Raw genomic sequence first — 20,147 nt, forward strand, 5'->3', positions numbered from 1 at the left:
CCTCGGCCTGCCCTCAAAGCACGCCTTCGCTCAGCATCTCACCATCCGCACCGATACGAAAATCTGCAGTCCCTTCCGTCACGAGCAGTCGGCTATACTCACAGACACCTTCTCCAAGGCATGTTGTCACACGCTTGATACGCATCAGCGCGGATTTCTCGGAAACATCGAGCCATTGAGCGACATCCGGAGACGCGTAAGACAGACCGATGGAAATGTCTGCATGAGCAATCTGGAACTTGAAAATATCCCGAAGAATTGCTGTCGATGTCAGGGAAGCAGCAAGTTCTGGCGTTACGAGTGGTGCAAGCCGTCCCGGATAAAAAACTTCTGTCACACCCAGAGGTCCTTCCTCGGAACGATAGCCGCGCCGGATGAACAATGTCTCGTCATTGACCGACAAAGCCGAGGCAACCTCCTCTGGGGGGCGACGCATCTGGTAGTCCAGAAGCGTCATCTCAGGGCTTAAGCCTTTGCCAGCCAGAATTTCGAAGAAGGAATGGATGGTTTTCTGGCGTCCTGGACGATGCAAGGCCCCCACAAAGGTCCCGCGCCCGTGTTGGCGGACAACGACATCCCTCTCGGCCAGATAGGATAACGCCTGCCGAACGGTGATGCGACTTACGCCGTACATCAGACAAAGCTCAGCCTCAGAGGGAAGCCGCTCCATGAAACGGCTGTCCTTGCCAATCAGCCCGGAAATATGATGCCCGACCTGAAGATAAAGCGGCGTCGGGCCATTCGTATCGAGGGCTGACGAGAAGACGGCGTTACGCATAGAGAAAAAATTCCAGAAAACGTTTCACTTTTGGATTGAAGAGCGCATCAAAACCCGATACCAAGACGTCTTATAACAACCTAATACGTCTTTGCCGATTCAGTCACTGTTTTGTGGCCAGTCTGCAGGATTTTCGTGCCTTTCTGGCGTCTCCGCAGTGTTTGAGAGCTTCTTCCATGCGTGCTTCAACCTTCCTGAGTACAGCCCTTATCGGCAACATGTTCTATGTTGCAGCCTACGCTGCTCCTGTTGCAGATACAAAACACGACGGGGAGAAGCGCCATTCTCCAGCCACGCGCAAGACTGTAAAAGCCGCTCCTTCCCGGCCTGAAGTCATCCGGGTGGCGGCAGAGTCCGTTGCTGGTGGCCGCATGGTTCCTCAGAACGGCACGAAATCACGCAGTGAGATCACGCAGGCCTATATCGCCAAGCAGGCTCCTACTCCCAACGTCTTCAAACTGCTCGGTAACTTGCCAGGCGCCAATGTCGCAAGCGCTGACCCCTTTGGCATGGTCAGCGGCAACATGACGATCCGTGGCATGAACAGTGACCAGATCGGCTTCACTGTTGAGGGCGCGCCTCTGAACGACATCGGGTCTTACATGGCGTTCCCAACGGAATGGGTAGATTCCGAGAACCTCAATGAAGTGACGATGCAGCAGGGCTCCGCCAATCTGGACTCCCCGGTCATTGGTGCATCTGGTGGGATCGTGACGATGAACCTGATTGATCCGTCACACAAAATGGGTGCGACGATTGCGGGCTCGTTCGGCTCCTATAATACGCACCGCGAATATGTCCGGCTTCAAAGCGGTGACATTGGCAGCACTGGCATGCGGGCTTTCGTCGCCTGGTCTCATCTTGAAGAACCGCACTTCCGCGGCGCGGGTGACGATCACAAGCAGCACATTGATGCAAAACTGGTCAAAGACTGGGTCAATGGAAGTCGCAGCACCGTGGCGCTGACATTCGATGATTCCATGAAGGTTGCTTATCTGAGCCCGTCCCTGGCTGCCTGGCAGCAGTATGGGCGTGGTGCCAACTACACCGAAGATTTCTCACCGACGGACACTAAATACTGGAAACTCCATCAGAGCCCATATCGGGTCCTGATCCTGAGTGCGCCGCAGAATATTGTGGTTAATGACAAGCTTGGCTTTGATTTCACCCCATATTTTTACTGGAACTCAGGCACGATCGCCTCGGCATCTCTTCTGTCTGAGAACGCCATCTATTCCGGCACGCAGAAATACAGCATCGACCTCAATGGTAACGGCACCACCAATGACAAGGTGATGATGTATACGCCATTCGGCACGCCTTACGTCTATCGTCCGGGCCTTGTTTCCAAAGTGCACTATACGGTGGGCAAGCATACTCTTGTCTTTGGATACTGGTTTGACTGGTCCAGGCAGCGCATGGTCAATCCCTACAGTGCGGTTGGAGAAAATGGTGGCCCGGCGAATGTCTGGGGATATCTGGGGAATGTGAAGCTGTCCGATGGCACGCGTCTTGCCAGCTATGACAACCTGACCATCACCCGCGTCAATACCTTGTTCTTCGGCGACACGTTCAACGCACTGCACAACCGTTTGCGCGTTGAAGCGGGGATCAAGGAGTCCATGGTGACCCGTATTGGTTACAACTATCTCCCCGGCGCACAGTATCGCACCAGCATGAACGCGGCAGTCGCAACGCCAAACCTTGGCGCTCGTTATCGCATCGACAGTCACAACCAGATCTTCGCGGATGTCGCGACCAATTTCCGTACACCGACGTTAAATGCGCTTTACAACACGTACAGTGCATCAACCGGCAAAGTGGCGACGCAGGCAAACCCTGCCCAGAAAACTGAATATTCGATCTCGGAAGAGCTGGGATACCGTTATCAGGGTGATATCCTGAGTGGGTCTATTACCTTCTTCAATTACAACTTCACCAACCGTCAGGTTTCTACGCAGGTTACGATTAACAACGCGCAGATCACCCAGAACATCAATGCGGGCGGCCAAACGTCCCGCGGTGTAGACATCGAACTTGGACTACGTCCGTGGCATCATCTGCGGCCATATGTCTCGGCGGAATATCTGCACGCGACGATCGATAATAACTATCAGGTCGGATCGGATTACCTGCCCACTGCCGGAAAAACCGCCGTGCGTAGCCCAAGTGTGCAGGCTTCCGTCGGACTGGATTATGATGACGGCACATATTTCGCAGGCTTTGCCGTCAAGTACGTAGGCCGACAGTTCTCAACTTTCATGAATGACCAGGCCATGCCAGGGTATGTCAACGCAGACATGAACTTCGGCTATCGGGCTCCTAAGATCTTCCATACACACCCGGAAATCAGGCTGAACCTCATGAATGTTGGCGATAACAAATACCTGTCAGGTGTCGCCGGGGTCGCCGCATCCTCACGCGCAGCACGTGGGATCTATGGCAGCACCATCGCATCGCAGGGTTCACCGACATACTACGTCGCCGGAAGCTTCGCCGCTCTGGTCACGGCCAAGATTGACCTTTGATCTGATGCTTCAAGCCCGTCTGGATCGTTTTTTCGGGCTCACGGCCAGCGGTACAACTGCTGGCCGTGAGGTCATCGCTGGCCTGACAACCTTCGCTGCCATGGTCTACTGTGTCGCAGTCAATCCCATGATCATGGCAGAAGCTGGCATGGACCGCGCAAGCGTCCTGAGTGCCACATGTCTGATTGCAGTCTTCAGCACGACGTTGATGGGCCTTCTGGCAAATCTGCCCCTTGGTGTGGCGCCCGCCATGGGATCAAACGTCGTCTTTGCAATCATTCTGGTCAAACAGATGGGCGTTCCCTGGCAGGCTGCCCTCGCCCTCGTCTGCCTGACGGGCCTGATTTTCATGGTCATGAGCCTGACGCGCATCCGCGAGCGTATTGCCCACGACATTCCTGACACCCTTCGGATCGGTATTCAGGTTGCGGTCGGTCTGGTGATTATGTTCATCGGAATGCGCAACTCTGGGTTTGTCGTGCCGAGCCCGTCCACGTTCGTCACCATGGGCCCGATTACCAGCCCCAAAGTGCTCATGACACTGGCTGGATTTATCCTCACGCCTGTCCTTGTTGCCAGACGGGTGCCGGGATCTCTGATCATTTCGATTATTGCGCTAACGATTGTGGGGCTCTTCCTACCCAACGGAAAAGGTGGAACCATCACCACTTGGCCAGCGCATATTTTTGCCCTACCCCGCTGGCCCCATGAGACAGCGTTTCAGCTTGAGCCGCTCTACCTTCTGCATCACATTTTCTACGTGCTGCCGATGCTCTTCTTTTTCCTGTGCACTGAACTCTTTGGAACGCTTGCCAACCTGCTAGGCGTTGTAACGGCTACAGGAATGGTGTCCGAAGACGGTCGCATTCCGCGGGCCAGAGAGGCGTTTATAACGGACGCAGCAGGCAGTATTCTGGCCCCCATGCTGGGGACGTCAATTGTAACGGTATACTCTGAGTCCATTACCGGCGTTCATGCAGGGGGCCGAACAGGCCTGACGGCATTGGTGATAGCAGGAGGGTTCTTCACCGCACTTTTCCTGTGGCCCCTGTTCATGATCATTCCACCGCAGGCCACAGCGCCATCGCTTCTTATGGTGGGAATGATGATGTTCCAGGGCGTTCGTCATCTGGACCTGTCAGATCTCAAAGAAAGCGCTCCTGCTGCTTTGACGTTCATCATTGCCCTGCTGACCGGCAACCTTATCAACGGCATGGCCATAGGGACCTTTTCCTACGCGACCATGGCTCTCGCCACAGGCCGGGGCCGAGCCGTTTCACCAGTTGTGTGGGGGCTTTGCCTAATTTTCATCATGTTCTTCGTCGTTTCCGCCCAGATGCACGGCCACCATGGCTGAGAGGATATTTCCCATGTTTCCCAGACTTTGCCTTTCAGCTCTTCTGACTGGCCTCTCCGCCTTGGCACCTATTCACGCGCACGCTGCATCTGCTCCGAATTACGTCATTATCGATAATGATTTTGCCGGACCGGGCGGAACAAACATCCAGTCGGTCATTCCACTACTGGGTCAGCCGGATAAAATAACGCTTCTAGGATTTACGGTTGTCGTAGGAGATGGCTGGGAAAACGAGGCCGTTGCCCATCTGTCCCGCTTTCTGGAGGTTGCGTCTGCTCCAGCAAAGCTCCCGGTCGTACCGGGTGCGACCCAACCGTTGGTCAATTCACGTCTACGCCTTCTGGCATGGGAGAAATCCAACGGGAAAATGCCATGGAAAGGTGCATGGCGCGGGGATGCTCCTGATCTCCAGCCTCCGGTTAAAGCCCTGAAAGAAGGACAGCCGACCCGTGCTGTCTCCCGGGAAACTGCCGCACTTTTCCTGATTAAACAGGTGCATGAACATCCTCATGAGGTCACAGTCCTTGCGGCTGGCCCCATGACAAACATTGCTCTGGCCATCAAGCTTGACCCTGACTTCGCCTCGCTCTGCCGCAGGCTGGTCTTCATGGGAGCCATCGTGGACGGCAATCTTTCCCAAGTGACAGAGAGCGCCGATTACTACACCGACTTTAACTTCATGTTTGACCCGGAAGCCGCCAGCATCGCCTTGGAAGCTCCCTTTCCGGAAGTCATCTCCGTGGGTTCGGTCGCCAACCCCATTCGTATGACATCAGAAATTCGCGATCGCGCGACCCAGCGTCCGGGACCGCTGTCAGACTACCTGAAGCACTATTTCCACCCGCAGCCCATGTGGGACGAACTGGCTGCCGCGATCGCTGTAGATCCCGCTCTGATTACACAAAGCGTGACGGCTTACATGACGGTTGATCTGACGCATGGCCCGAATTACGGGTATGCCCATGTGTGGCCTGACAGCACGCGCCCCCATATTGGTGAGCGCCCCGTCAAAATTGTCACAGCAGTCGATACGCCGCGTTTCATTCAGACGTTTATCGATGCAGCCAACCGGATGAATACGCATGGTTGATGTAACGGTACCTCTCACCTCACCTGAGTTGCGTAGACGCGCGGTGGATGCCGCAGCAGGTCGAGCTCCATTTGACGTCCTGCTCCGGAATGGCAAAATTGCCGACGTGGCTACCGGAGAGCTTCGTGACGCCGATGTCGGATTAGTGGGTCCGCTGATTGCCAGCACCCATCCAACTGGCCAACGAAACGATGCTCTCAAAATTTTTGATCTCGCAGGTGCAGTTATTGCACCTGGCCTCATTGACTCTCACATGCACATCGAGAGTTCGATGGTCACGCCTCGGGTTTACACACAAACCGTAGTTCCGCAGGGAACAACAACCATTTGCTGGGACCCGCACGAAATCGGGAATGTGAGCGGCCTGGCCGGAGTCCGGTGGGCTATTGAAGCCACCAAAGGCCTGCCTCTGCGCATCTTGGTTGAAGCTCCCTCCTGTGTTCCATCTGCGCCCGGGCTGGAACGATCAGGGGCAGCCTTTGACGCTACGGCCATGACAGAAATGCTGTCATGGCCCGAAGTGATTGGCGTTGCTGAAGTGATGGACATGCGCGGCGTCATCAATGGCTCACCCCGTATGAGCAGCATCGTCAGTGCCGGCCTTAGCAGTGAAAAATTTGTGTGTGGTCACGCCCGGAACCTCAAGGGCCAGGATCTCCAGGCTTTTATGGCGGCAGGCATTGAGTCAGATCACGAACTGACAAGCAAAGCCGATATCCTGGAAAAGCTCCGGTCTGGCATGACGCTGGAACTGCGTGTTTCGCACGAAAATATTTTACCTGAAGCCGTTGCCGCTTTTCAGGAACTGGGCTGCGTTCCTCAAACCGTTACCCTCTGCACAGACGATGTCTTCCCGGATGACCTGTCACGCCGCGGCGGAATGGTCCATCACCTGAAATGCCTCGTGTCTCTGGGAATGCGTCCGCTCGATGTGCTGCGATGCGCCACTCTTAACGCAGCGATTCGCCTTGAACGTAGGGATCTTGGCTTGGTGGCAGCTGGGCGCCGCGCTGATCTGGTTATTTTCGACAACCTGTCTGATTTCACGCCCCTAGAAGTGTTCACGTCAGGCGTCCATGCGGCCTCCCACGGAACATTTCTGGTAGATCTTCCTGCCGAACTTCCAGGTCTCCCGCTCAAGACCGTGAAGCATTCTTTAGTCACATCTGAAGATTTTCAGGTGCCCGTACCTGACGCTTCCAAAGCCCGCATTCGGACCGTTCGTACTCCACGGACGACCCAGTGGGGAGAACGTGACGTCGATGTGAAAGACGGTCACATCACGCTGCCGCCTGATACTGCGCTAATGGCTGTTTTCAATCGTTACGGAGAAAATAGCGCCCCCGGGCTTGGAGTTCTTGAAGGGTGGGGAGACTGGTCAGCTACAATCGGAACGACCATCCTGCATGACAGCCACAACCTCGCAGTTTTCGGTCGAAACCCCGAGGATATGGCGCTTGTGGCCAATACTCTTACAGCCAGTGGCGGCGGTATGGCCGTTGCACGAAATGGCCAAATTGTCGCTCATGTTCCACTTCCCGTCTGCGGCCTACTATCTCCGGAAAAACTGGATGTTGTCAGTCAGCAATTCGCGGCAGTACGTGATGCTGCCGCAGCAGCGACAACATGGGATGGCCCAACTGCCATGATCAAACTTGTGACAGGCGCATCTCTCGCCTGTAATCCCGGACCGCATGTCACAGATCTGGGCATTACAGATGGCATGACAGGCGAAATCATCACGAACATGGTCATGGAGACCATTTGATGACATTTCCTTCTGAAGTCACAGCCATGCGGCGCGATCTTCATAGCTTTCCTGAAACGGCATTCCTGGAATACCGTACTGCCTCGATCGTCGCAGCGCGTCTGACAGAACTGGGATATTCTGTCAGAGTAGGTCCCGAAATCATGTGCATGGATGATGTACGTGGACTGCCCTCGCAAGAGGATATTCATTCCGCCCAAAATGTAGCATTAGCAAATGGGGCCGCCCCTTACTGGCTCGAAAAAATGCCAGATGGGCAGACCGCTGTCTGTGGAGAAATCAAGCGTGGTGCAGGCCCCGTTCTGGCCCTTCGCTTTGACATGGATGCCCTCCCCGTTCACGAAAGCGCATCCGGGAACCATCGTCCTGTTGTGGATGGCTTCGCATCCAAATGCGAAGGTCGGATGCATGCATGTGGTCACGATGGCCATACGGCAATTGGCTTGGCAGTTGCGGAAAAACTGTCGCATCCCAATGCCGAATGGAAAGGAACACTCAGGCTTATTTTCCAGCCTGCAGAGGAAGGTGGCCGAGGAGCGCAACCTATAGTCTCAAGCGGCCTTCTGGATGATGTAGACATTTTTCTCGCAACCCATGTCGGCTGTCAGTTACCGAGTGGGCAGATTGCATTAACCGCAGACGGCTTTCTCTGGGCTGAAAAGTGGAACGTAACCTTCACGGGGCAAGCTGCGCATGCGGCCATGTGTCCGGAAGAAGGTCGTAACGCCCTTCTTGCTGCGGCAATTGCCATTCCTGGTCTCTACGCTCTGCCCCGCGATGGCCAGTCGGACACGCGAATTAATGTGGGGCTTTTGCAGGCCGGCCGAACGCGGAACGTCATTGCGGACCATGCCTATCTCGAGCTTGAATTGCGGGCGTCAACTCATGAAGGTCTTAGCCGCCTTACTGCGAGCGCGAGACGAACCTTGCAGGGCGCAGCACTGACACAGGGCGTTGAAGCCACAATCGACGTTTACGGGACTGCCATAAGTGCCGCCTCTGACCCGGAAATAATGGAACGCTTGCGAGACGCTGTCTGCTTCACCAAAGGCGGCAGTATTGTTCAAAGCTGGCCTATTGGTGGCGGAGATGACGCGACGTTCATGATGCAACGTGTTCAGGACCGGGGCGGCAAGGCTGGATATTGTCTTTTTGGTTCGGACATTACCGCGCCTCATCATGCCAGCCTGTTTGATTTCGATGAAACCGTTCTGCAGACAGCGGTGACGGTGCTTTCTCGATTTGTGGAGCTATCATCATGAGCACGCTTCCTTTCTGGCAGACTTTTGCTCCTGATGTAGCGCTGAAGCCCCCATACACAGATCGCTACAGAGTTCAGATAGGAAATCGGCACCTCGATCTTCCCCTGCGGGTTCTTCCGAGCAAGGACCAGGCAGTCTCATCGCTGCTGGTGAACCAGACATCCTTCGAAGTCATGGAGGTTCTCTGTGGTGAACTGGTGGCTATCGCTCGTTCGCTGGAGCCGGATCTGATTGTGGGCATGCCGACCTTGGGCCTGGGTCTGGCAGCCGCTGTTGCCCAAGGATGCGGGTTGGCGCGATACGTTCCATTAAGCACGTCTCGAAAATTCTGGTATGACGACGCGCTGTCTGCGCCACTTTCGTCCATTACCAGCCCGGATAACGTCAAAAATCTTTATCTGGACCCCAATCTGCTACCACTTCTAAAGTCAGCACAAAAGATCATCGTTGTTGATGACGTGGTCAGCACCGGACAATCACTCGCGTCTGGCGTGAATGTTCTTGCTGCGGCGGGAGTTTCCCCCTGTGCAGCCCTTTGTGTCATGACCCAGAGTAATCGCTGGAAAGATCGTTTTTCTTTTCCTGTCCTAAGCTGCTTTTCGTCTCCGCTCTTTGCGCGGGTTCAAGATGGGTGGCTTGAACAGAAATCTGCTTCCTAGAACAGCTTCTCCAAAAAAAACGTGGGATCTGAAGAATTACTCCAGATCCCACGGCATTTAATATAACTGAGCAAACGCGAATCTTCAGCTCAGCGTAGGCTTGCGGGAATTCGCAGCAGCGACAAATTTTCCCCATTCTACCAGCGTCTCTGTGCAATCCGTCCGATCAAGTTTGCACTCGATCAGGGTCGGGCCACGTGTGTTTTTCTTTGCCTTCTCAATTGCCTCGGCGAGTTCAGCACCGGTCGTGGCATGCAGGCCAAGGCCGTACTTTCCGCTTTCTTCACCGGGTACCCCCTGATTGAAGCAGTTGATCAGAGCAGCGTAATCCCAGTTCTGGATGTAATTGTACGGACCATCATGGATCTTGATCTCAATGACGTAACCGTAGTTGTTGATAAGGAAAATTATGACCGGAAGCTCATAACGCACCATCTGCGCGACTTCCTGCGCGGTAAGCTGGAATGAGCCGTCACCCACCATCAGGACATGCTGCCTCTCCGGCGAGCCCATGGCATTTCCGAACATGGACGGGACAGACCATCCGATATGGCCCCACTGCATTTCGGACTCAACCTTGGCCCCTTCGGGCAGGTTCATGCGAATGGCGTTGAACCATGAATCGCCTGTTTCAGCGAAAAGGGTTGTCTTGCCATCAACAAGTTCGTTGATCTGGCGAGTCATTTCATCGTTCGTCAGTGGCTTGGCCTGATCGGCCACTGGCAGCTTCACAGGCGCATACCCTGCTGCAAGAGACGCAGACTTGCTGGAAACACGCTCCGTAAGGGCCGTGACGAATTCCTTCAGGCGGAAGCCTTCGAAGGTTTTTCCTGCAACCGTGACACGATGAGGGTCGACTTCAAGGACACGCTCACCGCGGACCAGATCGCGCCAACCAACAGAGGAGTAGTCATTCCAGACGGGCGCAAGCGTAATGACGACATCCGCGCTCTTGACCACGTCTTCGACACCGGGGCTGCTGACTTCACCCCAGTAAACACCCCGGAACCCCGGATGCGTTTCGGGGAAGAAGCTTTTGGCTGCTGCCATGACGGTGACAGCGCAACCCAGCTTGTCAGCCAGCGCAATCGTTTCGTCCAATGCCTCGCTGGCCCGCAGCTTGCTGCCGACCAAAATGACAACCTTGTTGGCCTTCTCCACAAAAGCCGCACTCTCATCGAGAGCTGCGTTCAGACTGTCCGTGTCTGGGGTCAGGTGAGCCAACAGAGACGAGACCGGACCTGGGCGCGCACAAGGAGCATTCGCCACATTACAGGCGATTTCCAGATAAGCCGGCTTCTTCTCACGCAGTGCCGTCCGAATGACATGGTCAATTTTCTCGGGGGCGTTATCAGCGGACGTGATGCTCTCAGCAGCACAGGTGACGTGCTTCACCATCTCCATCTGATAGTTGTAGTCCGTGGTTCCAATCGTGTGATGCAGCACACGTCCTGAACCATGGTCATTGGAGTTTGGCGCGCCAGAGATCAGAATAACCGGCAGGTTTTCGGCATAAGCGCCACCAAGGCCGTTCATGGCCGAGATCGCCCCCACGCTGAATGTGACGATCGCAGCGGCGGCTCCATTGGCGCGGGCGTAGCCTTCTGCAGCAAAGCTACAGTTTAGCTCGTTGCAGTCATAGATCTGCTTCATGCCGCCATGCTCAATCAGCTGGTCCAGCAAGATCAGATTATAGTCGCCCGCAACTGCGAAATGGTGCTTCAGGCCGATCTGCGTCAGCCGTTCTGCAAGGTAATGTCCAACAGTGAAAACCATGAGATCCTCCGGAGTTCGTTAACCAGAGGGTGCGCGTTCAGGCTTCGGACGTCCAATATATAGTTGAGCTCTATACCATATCTAATTAATATGGATTTATGGATCTCCGCCACCTTCGCTACTTTATCGCCATTGCAGATCACGGAAGCTTTACGCGCGCTGCCGAGGTTCTGCATATCGAGCAACCCCCTCTCAGCCAACAGATCAAGAGTCTTGAGACTGAACTCGGGCTCAGACTGTTCGAGCGATCACGACGTGGGGCGGTTCTGACGGATGCTGGCGAGCAACTTGTTGAGCAGGCTCGCACAATCCTCACGCTCGAACACCAGTTTCGGCTTCTGGCAACGGGTCTTGCACGCGGTGAACAGGGGCGATTGCGCATTGGAATGGCTGGTGCCGTGTCGCTCCTTCCTCTCATTCCTCAGGCTATTCGCGCCTTCCGGGAAAAGTGGCCCGAGATTCAGATCACCCTTGAGGAGAGCAACACACCAGCATTGTGTGAAGCGTTAAACGAGAGCCGCGTTGATATTGCGATTGTGCGGCCTCCGGCTCCGGACCCTGGGATTTCGCTCCACCCTCTCTTTGATGAACCGACATTGATCGCGGTCCCGAAGGGGCACCCGCTCTCTCAACGCGGAACACTCAGACTGACAGATGTCGCCAATGAGCCCTTTCTGATCTTTGATCGCACTCTAGGGCCAGGCTTTTACGATGCCATTATTTCAGCCTGCCAGCAGGCCGGGTTCACCCCGCATTTCGGGCAATCCGCACCACAGATTGCAGCCACTGTTCCCATGGTTGCCGCAGGCCTGGGGGTTTCAATCGTTCCAGCTTATCTCAGCCAGATCCATGTTGACGGAGCCACTTTTCATCGCATCGAAGGCCCCTCGCCTCGTGCCAGCATCTCTCTCGCATCACGCACGCCAGAGCTATCCGGGCCAAGCGCCAACTTCCATAAAATATTGCTGAAACTGGCGACATCTGAAGGCAAGTGAGAGTGATCAGCTTACTGGTCTCGTGTTTGCGGAAAAGCACAAAGGCCTTCATTAAGCGGTAGCAACAAGACGTATACTTTCTATCCTCAACAATCTTGTTATGACCCGCTATGACAAGAACGCAGAACGCCTGACTCATTCGTTTTACAAACCAAGAGACACCATGTTGCCGTTGACACACGACGCCTGATGACAGTGAAACAGATTTCGTCTCCCCGGCAGAAAACCTCACCCACAGCGCTATGGATGTTGAGGGGGCTTCTGGCCCTTGGCCTCGCATGGACCTGTGCTCACCTCATCACCGTGGGATCTCCGCAATGGGGGCCCGGAGCACGACATGACTCTGTCGTTTTCGGCCAGATGATTGCGATTGCCGCGTTTCCTGTGCTTCTGCTCACTGCCTTTGGAACGCAAAAGCTATTGCATGGAGCACTTATCGCGGGAACTGCCTGTATCCTTGCTGCGCTCGGTTTACTGTTTCACGCCTGATGCAAGATAATCTTCGTACACGCATGGGCTGGCTCCATGCCTGGGTTGGCTTCATCGCCGGACTGCTTCTCTTCTGTGTTTTCGTGACGGGAAGCCTCTCGGTGTTCGATACCGAACTGACGCGGTGGCTCCAGCCTGAAGTCCCGCCCCAAGCGCCCGCTTTTTCTCCGCAGGTTCTGGATCGCACCCTCCCGACCGTCCGTGAGTTGCTCCAGCAAGGAGAAAAGCCGTTCATAACTTTCCCGTCGTCGCGGGACCCTTTCGTGCGCGTCCAGCACCATGATGGATATGAATTCCTAACGGTGCCGTATAATCCGCAGACTGGAGAGCAGCTACAGGCACGCGATACTGCAGGCGGAAAGTTTTTCTATGACCTGCACTATACCCTCCGAACTGGGCTTTACGGAGAAACACTTATTGCCGCGGCCGGCCTGGCTCTTCTTGTAACAGTCGGATCCGGAATCATCATTCACCTGCGGGGACTGATTTCGGATCTGCTTCTGGTGCGACCCTTCGCCGCGCGACTGCGCGCATGGCTGGACGTGCATGTTCTCGCCAGCGTTCCCTTTATCCCGTTCGTTATTATGATGGCCTATACGGGCACGTTCATTCGCACACGCACGCTGTTCCCGCCCGTGTCTTATATCAGTTCCATCCAGAATTTTGTTTCGCCTCATCGAGCCACAGAAGCCGAGCCACCAGAAACAAAACGGGACATTCCGGTCGGTCCCTCTCTGCCGCCCCTGCTGGATGTCGCAGAGAAGATGCTCGGCAAGGGGCAGACTGGGTTCATCCTCTTTCTGCCCAACAGCGTTCTTTTTAGTCGAACCGATATGTCTGGGCCTCTGCTGACACGGGAACACGTCGATTTCAGCCCGGTTGATGGGCATTTTCTACGGCATGTTCTGCTTTCAACTCCTGTCACCCAGACACAGCAGCTTATGGAAGGCATTCATTATGCCCGCTGGACAGGCACAGGCTTAAGATGGCTGTATTTTCTGTCTGGTGTCATGGGAGCCATCATGTTTGCCAGCGGAGCTATCATTTTTCTGATGAAGCGCCGCAAAGTCTCCGGAAAGCGCGTCATGTTTCGCGTGGCTGAGGGGCTCACGATTGGCTGTATTCCAGGATTTCTTTTGGCAACATTGGCTTTCTTCTGGGCAAACCGGCTTTTGCCAACATCTCTCCCAGTGCGCCATCTGGCGGAAGTTCACTGCTTTTTTGCCGTGTGGGGCCTGAGCAGCATTGCCGGGATGCTCTGGTCTCTGCTGCATCATGCACTACCGGGATGGAAGATACAGTTAAGTGCTCTCACATTCTTGGGCGTTCTTCTAACGCCGCTTGACTTTCTGACACGTCCCGGCGCCTCCATGCTGCATGTACCTACGGTTTTTGCGGGAACGGACATCTGCGCCTTACTCTTGGGACTTGCCTCTCTTCAGATGGTGCGCCGTCTGTGATGCTAATTTTATGTTTGGTCTTTTGGCTACTTGGCCTTGGCCTTCAGGCCGCGTGCGAACCAAAGATGCTTCGGTTCGCACGTCTGCCTGATCTGACATTGCCTCCGTCAGTTCGGTGGGGACGCTTCATTTTCCCACTGCTAGGCCTCGTTATCGTTTTTTGGACCAACCCGGTTGTGGCAATTTTTGTCTGGGCAGGCACATTCTCAGTGGCTGCTGTAATCGTCGCGATTGTCTGGGCCTCATTAGCTCGCGTGCTTGAATCCCGACGATAACAGATTTTTCCCTAGGCCTTTTCGGGTGAGAACCAAAGACCAACACCACCAATAAGCGCCGTGAAAGCAACGTAAATAGCGGGCGCAACTGGCGTATGAGGTGTCAGGGCTGAAATGATCGCTGGTGTGAGGCCACCAAAGATTGCGTAGGAAATATTATAGGACAGAGACAGGCCGGAAAAGCGAACCTGAGCCGGAAATGCGCGCAGCATCCCAATAGGAACGAGCCCGACGAACCCACAGCAAAGCCCACTCAATGCGGCCCAGGGCACGAGCGTGCCCGAGAACAACGGAAAGAGCGCGTAGAGCCCAAAACCTCCCAAAGCAAGCATGAGCCCGCAGGCCACGCTTAGCGCTCTGAGAGAGAAAACGTCTGTCAGCGCACTCACGAGAACAACTGAAACTGTAAGACAAAACGTCGCGGCAAGGCTCGCCAGCATGGTTTGGGAAGGTGACACATGATGGAGCGTCTGCATCAGCGGAGGCATCATGAGAACGAGCACCACAATGGCCGCTGTTAATGTCCATGTCGTCATCATTGAGCAAAGAATGGCGCGGCGATGGTCACGTAACAGAAGCTTTGCGGGCATGGCCTCGGCAGTTTTAGCCGTCGCATGCATCTCCCGGAATACAGGGGTTTCTTCTAGCCAACGCCGAAGGAACATCGCTCCAAAGCCGAAAACACCGCCCAGAATGAAAGGAATACGCCAACCCCAGTTTGACACCACATCAGGCGCCAGGGCTGCATGCAGCAACAAAATGACGATAGACCCAAGAAGAATACCGCCCGTCAGCCCGCCGGTGAGAAGGCCCGTGGCGAGACCAACACGGCGGCTGGAAGCATGCTCGGAGACGAACACCCAGCCTCCAGGGGCTTCTCCGCCAATTGCCGCACCCTGCATGATACGCAGGATAAGCAACGTGAGCGGAGCCATGATGCCGAGTGTCTGGTAGCCAGGCAGAAACCCCATCAACAAGGTCGGGAACGCCATCAGGAGCACGCTGAGCGTAAAGACCTTTTTTCTTCCTGCGACATCTCCAAAATGGGCCATAATAAGCCCACCTACAGGACGTGCCAGATAGCCGGCTCCAAAAAGGCCGAAAGCCTCCGCCTGTCGCAACCATTCAGCCTGACTGTCCGGGAAAAAGTGCGCGGCAATCAGCTTTGCAAGGAAAGCAAAAATAACAAAATCATAGAACTCCAGTGCCCCTCCCAGCGAAGCAAGAGCTAAAATCCGAAGCTGAGATAAACTGAGAGGCGAAGCTGCCGGGTTAGACGACATGAAGAAGTGTTTCCTGCGCACGGAAAGGTTTCAGCAGAGAGGCTGGAACAAAAGAATTGGATCTTATAATCGCGCTTGTTTCAAACCGTCCATATTTTTTGGAATAATATACCATACAAAAACCGAAAATTTGCACTTTCAGTCTCTATAACCTTCCATTTTACCTTGAACCAATCGGTATTTTAGCAAGGGTGGCTGAGTTATACCGAGTATTCTTATGCCCATAGGATCGGGAGGAGACCGCAGTAGGTGCATCTAGACCATCCGTTGAAAACGGGTAAGATAGCTCTCAAGGTTTTTGAGGCAACAAACTCTAGTAATCAAACGACAGGAACAGCATTTCGAAGATTTTTTAGAAAATTTTCTAAGGAATATTCAAATGCGATGTAAATGACATGATAGAAAACTTTGATTTTGGTCGTCTCACGGTTATCGGCGATATTCTTCTCGACCAATACATTGTTGGAACAGTAAATCGTATTTCGCCTGAAGCCCCTGTTCCCGTCTTGTTGCGCTCAAAGCATTCCGTTGTCCCTGGCGGAGCCGCCAATGTTGCTGTCAATGCTGCCTCTCTGGGGTGTACTGTCAATCTTGTTGGTGTCGTCGGGCCGGACGCCAATGCCGATATCCTCCGGACAATCCTGGGAAAACATAAAGGCATTAACGTCAACGGGTTAGTCGAAGAGCCTGAATGGTCTACCATTTCTAAAACCCGCGTTCTGAGCGGCCAACAACAGATCGTCCGCATTGATGAGGAAGAAGTAACGGGCTTTACCGAGCAAACTCGGCAGAGGCTGATCTCCAATGCACAGGTCGCGATCGATAACTCGGACGTTCTTGTCTGTTCAGACTATGCCAAAGGTGTACTGGCTGATGACGTTCTTGAAGCAATCATAAGGTATGCACGCGGGAAAAATATTCCTGTTATCGTAGATCCGAAACGCAAAGATTTCACGGCCTATTCGGGGGCGACCTTGGTCACCCCGAACCGTACCGAAGCGGCTCTTGCTACCAACCTCCCCGTAAATACGGATGAAGAGGTTCTCAAGGTGGCCGCGACACTCTCCGAACAATTCGGCGGAGATGTTCTTCTTACGCGTTCTGAAAAGGGCATGACACTCTGGCAGAGAAACGGCCACGTTCATCATGAGGCTGCCCACCAATCAGAGGTATATGACGTTTCAGGTGCAGGAGACACCGTTCTCGCAACAGTGGCGAGCATGCTCTCGGCTGGTCAGGACCTTGATACAGCGGTGATGGTCGCAACCGTTGCTGCCTCCATAGTCGTCAGAAAATTGGGTACTGCGGCGATTTCGCGAGAAGAGCTGAGCCAGCAACTTCTCAAAGACGTTCCAGAAGCCGGGTTGCTGGCGTCTTGGGAGAGCGCGGCGCGAACTGTCGAAAACTGGCGCAAACATGGGGCTTCTGTTGTTTTCACAAATGGATGTTTTGACCTGCTCCACCCCGGACATATCGCTTTGATCAAAGGCGCGGCCGCCGAGGGCGATAAGCTCATCGTCGCGATCAACAGCGATGCGTCCGTCAAGAGACTCAAAGGCGAGACACGCCCCGTTCAAAATGAAATCGCACGCTCAACAGTGATCGGCGCATTACGGGACGTCGACATGGTTGTGATTTTCGATGAGGATACGCCTCTGGACATCATAAAAGCATTGAAGCCGAATGTTGTCGTAAAGGGCGCCGACTACACGGAAGATGCTGTTGTTGGAGGGGATTTTGTAAAAGAACATGGTGGTCGAGTAGCTTTGGTGGATATTGTCAATGGACACTCGACGACGAGCATCGTTAAAAAAATAAGTAATTGAAATTATTATTTTATGAAATATCCACCGAATTACCTGAATAACGTTACAATAAGGCAGATAAAATCTTTCTGTAGGAGGCCCTCGCGGAAGTAAAATTAATTTATTTCAAAATATGCCTGATCCCTCTAGATTTAATTTACGGGAAATAGGAGTATGAGTATCGTCGCTTTCAAATTCTTCTCACCCGACATTCTCTCCATGCTCACAACGATTGTGTCCTAGATGCCTTTCAAGTCACACTGCAGGCCGGTCTCCGCCTCTAAAACCATCGTTCTTACGGGCGCGTCTGGAGGCATCGGGACGATCGTTACCCAAAAACTGTTGGACCAAGGGCATGTTGTCGTCGCGCTGTCCCGCACTGCGCCGGATATATCGCATGAGGCACTGACACATATCCGATACGATGCTGCGAACTTGCACGATATCAGCCAGATCAATAAGAAAATTTCAGAAAAAACTTCTCATATTGACGTTTTACTTCATTGCGCCGCAATCATAAGTCCAAGCACGATAGAAAATTCTCCACCAGAAGATATAATACGGCAAATATCGATTAACCTGACCGCACCCATTACTCTGACGTCTCTTCTACTGCCAAAAATTCCGGCTGGTGGTCGGATCATTCTGGTAAATTCGATGGCTGCAACAATTCCTTTGGCCGGAAGTAGTGTCTACGGCGCCACAAAGGCAGGATTGCGTAACTTTGCATTATCATTAGCTCAGGAAGTGCGTTCCAAGGGTATTTCTGTTTCCTCTATCTTCCCGGGCGCTGTGGAAACCGGGATGCTACGCCAGGAAATGGAAAACGGTGGCTCGGTTCTCAATTTCGTTAGTGATCCCGCAAAGCCAGAAGACGTTGCGTGTGAAATTCTGAAGCTCATTCGCAAACCAAAACTGGAGCGTTTTCTTCCGACACTCGACGGAATTTTCGGTGGCCTTTGCCTGCTGATGCCTACGCTCCTGCGTCTTAGCATGCCAGCGCTCACGTTCTTTGGAAAACGAGGCTTTCAGAAGTTTCTCCGGAAACAGACAAGCCAGCAGTAACTCGGGCAACCTTCACACCGGAGCCGAAAGCTCGACCTCCTGACCCTACAATCCGTCTCTCAAAACTGATCTATAGGAAGGCAGAATATCCATGCAGAATACATTGCCAAAGATAACTGCTCATGCCTCTGGTCTTTTGACGCGCAAAGAAAGCCATTGTCAGGGGGCCAAGCTTAGAAAGAAAATTCCGCGTGGAGCTCATGCCGAGTGGAGTTCTCCTTCGACCCGGCAAAGCCCCGTAAGCCTTCTATCTCAACAGGGTAAGGACCGGATCCCGTCTCTTTTGCCTGTGCGCTATGACCGAATGAAGGTGTCTCCCTTCACGTTCCTCCGCGGCGCAGCGATTGTTATGGCTCAAGACCTCGCATCCACCCCAGCATCCGGCATTGATGTTCAGTCTTGTGGAGACTGCCATCTTGCTAATTTCGGCAGTTATTCGTCTCCGGAAGGCGTGCCGGTCTTTGATATCAATGACTTTGATGAAACTCTGAAGGCCCCATTCGAATGGGATATCAAGCGCCTGGGAACGTCTCTGGTTCTTGCAGGTCAGGAAAATGGGTTATCCAGCAAGGCGGCCAGAGATCTAGCCGCCAATATGTCCCTGTCATATTGCGAGCAAATGACGCGGCTAGCCGCGATGACCCCACTCCAGATCTGGTCAGAGCGAATTGACCTGACCGCTGCAATTGCCGGCTTCGACGATCAGAAAGTTCGGGAACGTGCCGAAAAACTTTTGTCCGACCGGTTGGAAGCGGCGAAGGGGCATTTCGGCCTGATCGCCAGCGACGGAAAAAATCCATCTTTCAAAGAAAAGCCACCGCTCGTCATGCGGCTGCCAGAGCAGGAAGAAACCATTCGGCTTGCCTTCAACCGATACGTTGAAACGCAGCCGTTAGAACGCGCCATTCTGCTACGTCGCTACACCCTTAAAGACGTTATTTTCAAGGTTGTCGGGATCGGAAGCGTCGGGACATTCTGCGCGATCGGACTGTTCGCGACCGCCGATGGTGAAACTATGCTCCTGCAGATCAAGGAAGCTCAGGTTTCCGTTCTACAGGCTGATACGCGGACCTCACCATTCGCCAATCAGGGCGAACGTGTCGTAACAGGCCAAAGGATCATGCAGGCTGTCTCTGACACCTTCCTCGGATGGACACACAGTAATGCATCGACCTCCAGTGACACACCAGATCTATCCGGAAGCGGACGGCAGTTTTACGTTCGTCGCGTGAAAGACAGCCGATTAGCTGCAATTGGTTCAGACGTTGCTCAGGATGGTCTGGCGGACTACGCAAAATTATGCGGCCGTACGTTAGCTCGAGCCCACGCACGCTCTGGAAATGTCAGTATGATCTCTGGATATCTCGGCAAAGGAGCTTCGTTTGCTGCGGCCGTATCGGAATTCTCCGAGACATATGCAGACCAGACGCACAAGGACTGGAAGACGTTTTGTTCAGCTCTGGAAAGCGGTGAACTTATTCAAAAATCTGCCTAAAGATACGCATTATGGGAAGGTCCGGACCGGATTTTTCGTCTTCACGTCAAACTTTCGGACCT

At 53.8% G+C, this 20,147-nt stretch carries 15 protein-coding genes; 12 read left to right on the forward strand and 3 right to left on the reverse strand.

Going from position 1 to position 20,147, the window contains the following annotated elements; genetic code table 11:
• Positions 1-13: 13 nt before the first annotated feature.
• Complete coding sequence (locus R5H23_RS03155) at positions 14-778, reverse strand: GntR family transcriptional regulator (RefSeq protein ID WP_317214321.1); 765 nt, start codon at positions 776-778, stop codon at positions 14-16.
• 176 nt (positions 779-954) lie between these two features.
• On the opposite strand from R5H23_RS03155, the gene R5H23_RS03160 reads away from it, so the two are divergent.
• Genes R5H23_RS03160 through R5H23_RS03185 form a run of 6 tightly spaced genes read left to right on the forward strand, consistent with a single transcriptional unit; the run spans position 955 to position 9,442 of the window.
• On the forward strand, positions 955-3,306 hold the full coding sequence (locus tag R5H23_RS03160) for a TonB-dependent receptor domain-containing protein (RefSeq protein ID WP_317214322.1): 2,352 nt from the start codon (positions 955-957) through the stop codon (positions 3,304-3,306).
• A 4-nt stretch (positions 3,307-3,310) separates the two neighbouring features.
• A complete protein-coding gene (locus tag R5H23_RS03165; protein WP_317214323.1) occupies positions 3,311-4,663 on the forward strand; it encodes an NCS2 family permease in 1,353 nt (450 codons plus the stop codon).
• A gap of 13 nt (positions 4,664-4,676) precedes the next feature.
• Positions 4,677-5,753, forward strand: coding sequence for a nucleoside hydrolase (locus tag R5H23_RS03170; RefSeq protein ID WP_317214324.1), 1,077 nt, complete (start codon positions 4,677-4,679; stop codon positions 5,751-5,753).
• Entirely contained in the window at positions 5,746-7,521 is a 1,776-nt protein-coding gene (locus R5H23_RS03175) for an adenine deaminase C-terminal domain-containing protein (RefSeq protein WP_317214325.1), read from the forward strand. The genes R5H23_RS03170 and R5H23_RS03175 overlap by 8 nt, the downstream gene beginning before the upstream one ends.
• Positions 7,521-8,783 (forward strand): amidohydrolase, encoded by a 1,263-nt coding sequence (locus R5H23_RS03180; RefSeq protein WP_317214326.1) that lies wholly within the window; start codon positions 7,521-7,523, stop codon positions 8,781-8,783. The genes R5H23_RS03175 and R5H23_RS03180 overlap by 1 nt, the downstream gene beginning before the upstream one ends.
• Positions 8,780-9,442 (forward strand): phosphoribosyltransferase, encoded by a 663-nt coding sequence (locus R5H23_RS03185; protein ID WP_317214327.1) that lies wholly within the window; start codon positions 8,780-8,782, stop codon positions 9,440-9,442. The genes R5H23_RS03180 and R5H23_RS03185 overlap by 4 nt, the downstream gene beginning before the upstream one ends.
• A gap of 84 nt (positions 9,443-9,526) precedes the next feature.
• Here R5H23_RS03185 and R5H23_RS03190 read toward each other — a convergent pair whose 3' ends face one another.
• Entirely contained in the window at positions 9,527-11,218 is a 1,692-nt protein-coding gene (locus tag R5H23_RS03190; RefSeq protein WP_317214328.1) for a thiamine pyrophosphate-binding protein, read from the reverse strand.
• Positions 11,219-11,316: 98 nt separating this feature from the next.
• Here R5H23_RS03190 and R5H23_RS03195 point away from each other — a divergent pair, with 98 nt between their 5' ends.
• From R5H23_RS03195 to R5H23_RS03205, 3 genes are all read left to right on the forward strand, one after another.
• On the forward strand, positions 11,317-12,213 hold the full coding sequence (locus R5H23_RS03195) for a LysR family transcriptional regulator (protein ID WP_203548875.1): 897 nt from the start codon (positions 11,317-11,319) through the stop codon (positions 12,211-12,213).
• Positions 12,214-12,402: 189 nt separating this feature from the next.
• On the forward strand, positions 12,403-12,702 hold the full coding sequence (locus R5H23_RS03200; RefSeq protein WP_317214329.1) for a hypothetical protein: 300 nt from the start codon (positions 12,403-12,405) through the stop codon (positions 12,700-12,702).
• Complete coding sequence (locus R5H23_RS03205) at positions 12,702-14,162, forward strand: PepSY-associated TM helix domain-containing protein (protein WP_317214330.1); 1,461 nt, start codon at positions 12,702-12,704, stop codon at positions 14,160-14,162. The genes R5H23_RS03200 and R5H23_RS03205 overlap by 1 nt, the downstream gene beginning before the upstream one ends.
• 286 nt (positions 14,163-14,448) lie before the next feature.
• Here the strand turns inward: R5H23_RS03205 and R5H23_RS03210 are convergent, their stop codons facing one another.
• The gene (locus R5H23_RS03210; RefSeq protein ID WP_317214331.1) at positions 14,449-15,720 is read right to left on the reverse strand and encodes an MFS transporter; all 1,272 of its coding nucleotides are present in this window, start codon (positions 15,718-15,720) and stop codon (positions 14,449-14,451) included.
• Positions 15,721-16,115: 395 nt separating this feature from the next.
• Between R5H23_RS03210 and rfaE1 the strand changes: the two genes are divergently transcribed.
• The 3 genes from rfaE1 to R5H23_RS03225 all read left to right on the forward strand — a co-directional run bounded on the left by rfaE1 (position 16,116) and on the right by R5H23_RS03225 (position 20,085).
• Positions 16,116-17,546 carry a D-glycero-beta-D-manno-heptose-7-phosphate kinase gene (gene rfaE1, locus R5H23_RS03215; RefSeq protein WP_317214332.1) on the forward strand — a complete coding sequence of 477 codons (1,431 nt, stop codon included), beginning with the start codon at positions 16,116-16,118 and terminating at the stop codon, positions 17,544-17,546.
• A 222-nt stretch (positions 17,547-17,768) separates the two neighbouring features.
• On the forward strand, positions 17,769-18,590 hold the full coding sequence (locus tag R5H23_RS03220) for an SDR family oxidoreductase (protein ID WP_086633893.1): 822 nt from the start codon (positions 17,769-17,771) through the stop codon (positions 18,588-18,590).
• A 91-nt stretch (positions 18,591-18,681) separates the two neighbouring features.
• Positions 18,682-20,085 carry a DUF2252 domain-containing protein gene (locus R5H23_RS03225; RefSeq protein WP_317214333.1) on the forward strand — a complete coding sequence of 468 codons (1,404 nt, stop codon included), beginning with the start codon at positions 18,682-18,684 and terminating at the stop codon, positions 20,083-20,085.
• The last annotated feature ends 62 nt before the right edge of the window (positions 20,086-20,147 follow it).

This window comes from Gluconobacter sp. GP1 (assembly GCF_032913585.1).
GTDB lineage: Bacteria > Pseudomonadota > Alphaproteobacteria > Acetobacterales > Acetobacteraceae > Gluconobacter > Gluconobacter cerinus.